Genomic DNA, 7042 nt, shown 5'->3' on the forward strand with positions numbered 1-7042 from the left:
TGTTTAATTGTCAACAATTTTACATTACGCTTTCTTAACATAAAGACCGCTATAATAAGCACTCTTTTCTTTTGTTTTCTCAGACCGTTTTATGAACAACACCCCGCGTTACGCCGTTTTCGGCAATCCCGTTGCACACAGTAAATCGCCGCAAATCCATCAGCAGTTTGCGCTGCAAGAAGGCGCAGCCATTGAATATGAGCGCATTTGTGCCGAAATCAGCGGCTTTGCCGAGGCTGTTGCGGCGTTTCGCGCCGAGGGTGGGCAAGGTGCGAATGTAACCGTTCCGTTCAAGCAGGAAGCTTTTGCGCTGGCAGACGAACATTCCGACCGCGCTTTAGCGGCCGGCGCGGTCAATACGCTGGTGTGGTTGGAAGACGGCAGAATACGTGGCGACAATACCGATGGTATCGGTTTGGCCAACGACATCACGCAGGTCAAAAATATTGCCATCGAAGGCAAAACCATTTTGCTTTTGGGCGCAGGCGGCGCGGTGCGCGGCGTGATTCCAGTTTTGAAAGAACACCGCCCTGCCCGTATCGTCATTGCCAACCGTACCCACGCCAAAGCCGAGGAATTGGCGCAGCTTTTCGGCATTGAAGCCATCCCGATGGCGGATTTGAACGGCGGTTTTGATATCATCATCAACGGCACGTCCGGCGGCTTGAGCGGTCAGCTTCCTGCCGTCAGCCCTGAAATTTTCCGCAACTGCCGCCTTGCCTACGATATGGTTTACGGCGAAGCGGCGCAGGCGTTTTTGAACTTTGCCCAAAGCAACGGCGCGGCCGAAGTTTCAGACGGCCTGGGTATGCTGGTCGGTCAGGCTGCCGCCTCCTACCATATTTGGCGCGGATTTACGCCCGATATCCGCCCCGTTATCGAATACATGAAAGCCCTGTAACCATGTTCCGCATCATCAAATGGCTGATTGCCCTGCCCATCGGCATCTTCATTTTCTTCAACGCTTATGTGTACGGCAACATCATTACTTACCGCGCCGTCGCGCCCAGCAAAACCGCCTTCATGTCCATGCGCATGAGCCAGTTTGCAAAAGAAGGCCGCGATGTCGAGCTGGATTACCGCTGGGTGCCTTACGACCAAATCTCAGTCAATCTCAAAAAAGCCCTGATTGCTTCCGAAGACGCCAACTTTGCCGAACACAGCGGCTTTGACTGGAACGGCATCAAATATGCCATGAAACGCAATAAGCAAAGCGGCGAAGTCAAAGCCGGCGGTTCGACCATCAGCCAGCAACTGGCGAAAAACCTGTTTCTTAACGAAAGCCGCAGCTACATCCGCAAAGGCGAAGAAGCGGCGATTACGGCGATGATGGAAGCCGTTACCGACAAAGACCGCATTTTTGAGCTGTATCTGAACTCAATCGAATGGCACTACGGCGTATTCGGCGCGGAGGCTGCGTCCCAGTATTTCTACAAAAAACCTGCCTCCGCCCTCACCCGCCAACAAGCCGCCAAGCTCACGGCGCGCGTTCCGGCTCCGCTGTTTTACGCAGACCATCCTAAGAGCAAACGGATACACAACAAAACCAATATCATCTTACGCCGCATGGGCTCGGCGGAACTACCCGAAAGCGATATGGATTAATCAAAAAGGCCGTCTGAACATTTCAGACGGCCTTTATTTTTAAGCTTTCTCTTCCGGCTCCGGTACGTCAAACACTTGGCGCAGGTAAGCGAGGAAGGTGTTGTTGGTGGTCATGGTTTTGCCTGGGGAATCGGAGAGCTTGGCGACGGATTGGCCGTTACACTCGACAAGCTTCAAGACAATGTTCAAAGGCGTGTGTCCCAAGTCGTTGGTCAAGTTGGTACCGATACCGAAACTGGTTTTGAAACGGTCTTTGAAGTATTGGTGCAACGCCCATGAACGCTCAATATCGAGGCCGTCTGAAAAGGTCAGCATTTTGGTGCGGCTGTCGATTTTGAGTTTTTTGTAATGCTCGTAGGCTTTATCGCCCCAAACATAAGGATCGCCGCTGTCGTGGCGCAGGCCGTCGAAGAGTTTGGCGAAGTACAGGTCGAAATCACGCAAGAAGGCATCCATGCCGACCACGTCGGTCAGGGCGATACCGAGGTCGCCGCGGTATTCGTGTACCCAGCTTTCCAGCGCGGCTTTTTGGAAATTGCGCAAACGTACGTCCAAGGCTTGGAAGGCTTGGAGGAACTCATGCGCCATGGTGCCGATGGGTGTGATGCCGATTTTTTTGGCCAGATAAACATTGCTGGTACCGCGCACAATGTCGGGAGCGGCTTCTAATAAGGTGCGGATAACGTGTTCCTGCCATGCAAGGGTGTAGCGGCGGCGCGTACCGAAATCGGAAATAAGGAATGGCGGATCATTCGGATTTTGTGTAGCTGCAATTTCTTTCAGCTGTTGCGCTTTGGCCTGCAAACGACGCTCGCCTTCTTTGATGACGGCAGGCGTTTCCAAGCGGCGGAAATAGAGTTCGTTGACGATGGCAAGAATGAAAATCTCGAAGAACATCGCCTGTATCATCGGGCCTTCGATGCGGATGTTCAGACGGCCTTGATCATCAGGGCTGACTTGGACGAAGCGGCGTTGGAGTTGGAAAAGTTCGAGATAATCGACAAAGTCGCTTTTGATAAAGCGCAGGCTGCGCAGATAGTCGAGTTCGTCATGGGTAAAGCGCAGCTGGCACAGGGAGTCGAGTTCGCGTTCCAAGTCTTCTTGAATATCGGCCAGCGGATACACCATCTCTTTGTTGCGGCAACGGAATTCGTAGAGGCTGTGGGTTTGCGGGAATTGGTGCAACACGACTTGCAGCATGGTAAATTTGTACAGATCGGTATCAAGCAGGGATTGGATAATGGGCTGATAAGCGGACATAAGTTTTCTCTGAGTAAACGTGGGCTTGATGAGGGTATCGATTTTAATAGGAAAGGCCGTCTGAAAGAAACCTTATTCAGACGGCCTTTATCTTATTTAATCCAACTGCGCTACGGAAACCGGCAAAGAACGGATGGTAGACAACATTGTGCTGGCATCTTTTTGCTGTTTGCGGAACGCGGCCATATTGGTCGGGGTCAATTTCGGCGTCGGCAGGGCGACGGTAGTCGGGTTGACCGGCTGGCCGTTGACACGTGCTTCGTAGTGCAGGTGCGGGCCGGTCGAACGGCCGGTTGTACCGACAAAACCAATCACTTCGCCGGCACGGACTCTGCCGTCGGCAGGGCTGAACGCGCTCATATGGCCGTACAGGGTTTCCACACCGTTGGCATGGCGGATCATCACGGTGTTACCGTAGCCGCCTTTCCAACCTTTGAAAATCACTTCGCCGTCGGCAGCGGCCTTAATCGGGGTGCCGGTCGGCGCGGCATAGTCGATACCGGTGTGCATACGGACGGTATGCAGGACCGGGTGGACACGGTAGCCGAACGGGGAAGAAATGCGCGTGTATGCAACAGGCTCGGTATTAAAGCCTTCTTTTTGTTGCAGGGACTTACCGTTTTGGTCGTAGTAGCTACCGCTTTCTTCGTCGCCTTTGCCTTGGCTGTAATAATAGGCTTGGTAGGTTTTGCCGTCTTTAACCACTTCAGCCGCCAAAATATCGCCGACCGCCATTTGCTGGCCGCGGAAATACATGCTGTTGTACAAAAGACGCACGGTATCGCCTTCGCCCAAGTCGCTCATATTGAACGAATCGGCAAAGATTTCTTTGAGCTGGATATACACTTCGGAAGGGATTTCGGCACGGAGCATATCACCGATGGCGGAAGTGCGGATTTTCACGGAACGCAGGGTCGGCATGGTTTTCATGTCGATTTCGGCATTGGAGATGCGCCATTTGCCTTTGACTTTTTCCAAAGCGACCAAGTTGCGTTCCAATTCTTCATCGGTAAAGAATTGAACGTCGGTCACTTGGCCTGAAGAATCGATACGGATGTTGACGGATTGGTTGGTCCGCAGGTTTTTCATGTCGAGGTTGGCATTGTTTTTCGCCATGATTTGCTTGATGTCTTCTTGGTTGACACCCATGCGCGTCAAAACGTCTGCCAAAGAGTCGCCGGCTTGGACGGCTTCTTGCACCCAATAGCTGGATTGATAGGTATTGGTTTCCACATAAACGGCAGGCAGCTCTTCGGAAATACGCTCGACTTTGAAATCGGTTTGTGCAGGTTGAGGGTCGGTAATGGCGTATGCGGTCATGATGCCTGAAGCCGGCAGCAGAAACGCTAAGAGGGTTGCTTTGAATCGAGTGGAATATTTGTTTTTAATCACGCGTTATCCTTAATGGGGCGGTCTGTTTTTTAAAGTTTGCAGAATGCCGGCACATCCGGCCTGCCGCGACCGCCTGCTGGTTTAAACAGTTTTGGGGATAAAGGACTTTGAGTCTTTTTTTCCGATCTGAAAATCAGATTTTCATTCGGAATGAATGAGGTCGTGTTTGAGATTGACGTTATTATCAGGGCTATTGTGTTGATTTACACCCTGTTTTTCTGAAATTTACGCCTTGCATTCTAGCATGACAGCCCGTTTTTTCCAAACCGGCCGTCTGAACGGCTCTTTTTCAGGGCATAAAAGCAAGGTTCCGAAACGCATCATTTGTCGCGTAAAATAACGGTTTTCCTATCTATTTGCGCTTATGAAGCTGACCCTCGCCCTCCCCTCGCTCAACCGCTTTGCCGACGAATCCGTTCCTGCGCTTGCCTTACCTGCTTTTAACCGTCTTTTGCGTTACGGCATATTACGCAAAGAAACACTCAGGCCGTCTGAATTTTACGGCCGCCATTTGTGGAACGGCAGCCTCATTACCCAAGTGCAACGTTTACGCCACACAAGCCCAAACCGCACAGCCGCTTTTGCCTCTCCGGTTTGGCAACAGATGGGCATGCACCATGTCAACATTATCAGCGGCGAGTTTATCGGCATCCAAAAAGAGGAGGCGCAACGGTTATGTGCGGATTTGTCGGCGTTTTATCAAGATAAAGATTGGCAATTCGAGCCGCTTTGCGAAAGCATGTGGCTGCTCAATATGCCGAAGATTGAAGATTGGGGCGCGGAATGTGTTTTGGATGTGTGCGGGCAGCCGGAAATGGACGGTCAGGCACACGGCAAAGATGCGGTGTCTTGGTTGGCCATGCAGACGGAAATCCAAATGTTTCTCCACACGCATCCGATTAACCAAGCGCGTGAACAACAAGGATTGCCGGAAATCAACGGTTTGTGGCTGTGGAATGACGCGGACGGTACACAGTCTGCGGATATTGTCGCTTCAGACAGCGCATGGGCGCGTTTTTCGGATAAGCCCAAACTCGATGCGCCATATGATTTGAAGGCTTGGTTTGAGATGGTTCAAGAAACAGGCAATGCGGTTTCAGACGGCCTTATCTTTTTGGACGACTTGGTTTCCACCTTACAGACAGGCGATGTTTGGGCATACAAAGATATTTTGGAAAGCTGGGAAACTCGTTGGTTTGCTCCTTTATGGGACGCACTCGCTTCAGGCCGTCTGAAAACCGTTTACATTGCTACAGACGGCGAAAACGGCGGCACGCTGGAAATCGGCCACCGTTCCAAATGGGCATTTTGGCGCAAAGCTAAAACGTTTAACGGATCGTGGTAAGCGGTTTTAAGCCTCCAACGCCTCCAATTTGGCCAAAATTTTGTCCCACACATCCTGCAACGGAATCGCTTTCAACAGACGTGTCGGATCGTTGGTGTCGATACTGTCAGGATGGGGCAATTCGGCATAATCGCCGGCATAAATGACCTCGGCCTCTTCGGAATACGGACGCCATTTATTCACCCATGACGCGCCAAACAAAGCGATTTGCGGTTTATCCAAAGCTGCGGCGATGTGCATCGGTGCGGAATCGACACCGACAAACAGCTTGGCGCCCTCAATGGCCGCCGCCAATTCACGCAGACTCAAGCATCCGGACAGCACATATACTTTTCTGCCTTCCGGAATATTCAGACGGCCTATAATTTCCTGAAGCATGTATTGCTCGACAGTGTTGTGAGAAGCAGTCAATACGACATTCTGTCCGCTGTTGAGCAGAAGCTGTACGATAGCGGCGTTTTTGCCGTCTTCCCAACATTTGAAATGCCAACGCGCCCCCGGGTGCAGCAACACATAATCTTCGCCGCTCCAACCCTGCTCACGCAATTTCTGCCGCATGCTTTTCCTTGCATCTTGTGCCACCCAAAGGCGTACCCTCGCATCGGCCACGTCTTCCGGCTGGATAAGCGGCGCGAGGATATTCAACTGGTTTTCAACGATATGATGGCTGGTATCAAGCTCATGGTTGATAAAATCATGACAGAAACGCCACCAGAAACCGTCGCGCTTGATGCAGTCCAAACCCACGCTGCAACGGGCGCACAGTTTGGCGATTATTGCCGCGCGCCATTGGTCGGACAGGTTGAAAGCCCAGTCGTAATCACGCGCCTTCAGCTTAGACAAAAGATTTTTCTCACACGCCAACTGTTTGAGTACACCCAGCTTCTTCCAATTTCGATCAATGGTAAAAATCTGCGCAATCTGCGGATTATCGGCAATCAGCTGCCCCGTACCGGCATACACCAGCATATCGATTTCGCAATCGGGGAAACGGGTTTTCAGCGCATCGACCACCGGCGTGCTCAAAAGCACATCGCTATGATGGCGCAATTTGATGATCAGAATACGTTTGGGTTGGGCTAAAGACATACAAATACTTTCAGACGGCCTGTTGATTGGCTGCTATTGTAAAGCGGAAAACAGGTTTCATAAAATACAAAACAGGCCGTCTGAAACCTATCTTGCTGATTCATCGCTATAAAATCCGCACAAGCCATGCAATTTATATTACAATCCGCACACCGTGGTTCGAAAACCTCCCACATTAAAAAACTAAGGAAACCTCATGTCCCGCAACAACGAAGAGCTGCAAGGCATCTCCCTTTTGGGCAACCAGAAAACCCAATACCCGAGCGAATACGCACCTGAAATTTTGGAAGCGTTCGACAACAAACATCCCGACAACGACTATTTCGTCAAATTCGTCTGCCCCGAGTTCAC

At 51.3% G+C, this 7042-nt stretch carries 6 protein-coding genes, 1 pseudogene and 1 riboswitch; of the genes and pseudogenes, 4 read left to right on the forward strand and 3 right to left on the reverse strand.

The genetic code is table 11. The annotated features are described in order from the left end of the window. Positions 1 to 91: 91 nt before the first annotated feature. Both aroE and mtgA read left to right on the forward strand, forming a co-directional pair. Positions 92 to 901 carry a shikimate dehydrogenase gene (gene aroE, locus ACTHSP_RS15905; RefSeq protein ID WP_049351140.1) on the forward strand — a complete coding sequence of 270 codons (810 nt, stop codon included), beginning with the start codon at positions 92 to 94 and terminating at the stop codon, positions 899 to 901. A 2-nt stretch (positions 902 to 903) separates the two neighbouring features. Further along, the gene (gene mtgA / locus ACTHSP_RS15910) at positions 904 to 1605 is read left to right on the forward strand and encodes a monofunctional biosynthetic peptidoglycan transglycosylase (protein WP_440346424.1); all 702 of its coding nucleotides are present in this window, start codon (positions 904 to 906) and stop codon (positions 1603 to 1605) included. Between the two features lie 39 nt (positions 1606 to 1644). On the opposite strand, the gene pncB is transcribed toward mtgA, so the two are convergent. Then, the gene (gene pncB, locus ACTHSP_RS15915; RefSeq protein ID WP_049351139.1) at positions 1645 to 2865 is read right to left on the reverse strand and encodes a nicotinate phosphoribosyltransferase; all 1221 of its coding nucleotides are present in this window, start codon (positions 2863 to 2865) and stop codon (positions 1645 to 1647) included. A gap of 96 nt (positions 2866 to 2961) precedes the next feature. Next, the gene (locus tag ACTHSP_RS15920; RefSeq protein ID WP_049351138.1) at positions 2962 to 4257 is read right to left on the reverse strand and encodes a peptidoglycan DD-metalloendopeptidase family protein; all 1296 of its coding nucleotides are present in this window, start codon (positions 4255 to 4257) and stop codon (positions 2962 to 2964) included. A gap of 364 nt (positions 4258 to 4621) precedes the next feature. Here ACTHSP_RS15920 and ACTHSP_RS15925 point away from each other — a divergent pair, with 364 nt between their 5' ends. After that, on the forward strand, positions 4622 to 5602 hold the full coding sequence (locus ACTHSP_RS15925) for a hypothetical protein (protein ID WP_049351137.1): 981 nt from the start codon (positions 4622 to 4624) through the stop codon (positions 5600 to 5602). A gap of 6 nt (positions 5603 to 5608) precedes the next feature. On the opposite strand, the gene rfaQ is transcribed toward ACTHSP_RS15925, so the two are convergent. Next, positions 5609 to 6691, reverse strand: coding sequence for a putative lipopolysaccharide heptosyltransferase III (gene rfaQ / locus ACTHSP_RS15930; protein ID WP_154954189.1), 1083 nt, complete (start codon positions 6689 to 6691; stop codon positions 5609 to 5611). 148 nt (positions 6692 to 6839) lie between these two features. After that, a riboswitch (PreQ1 riboswitch) is annotated at positions 6840 to 6884 on the forward strand. Between the two features lie 3 nt (positions 6885 to 6887). On the opposite strand from rfaQ, the pseudogene ACTHSP_RS15935 reads away from it, so the two are divergent. Continuing rightward, positions 6888 to 7042 (forward strand): annotated as a pseudogene (locus ACTHSP_RS15935) (preQ(1) synthase); the annotation flags it as partial.

It is taken from the genome of Neisseria sp. P0001.S005 (assembly GCF_051963715.1).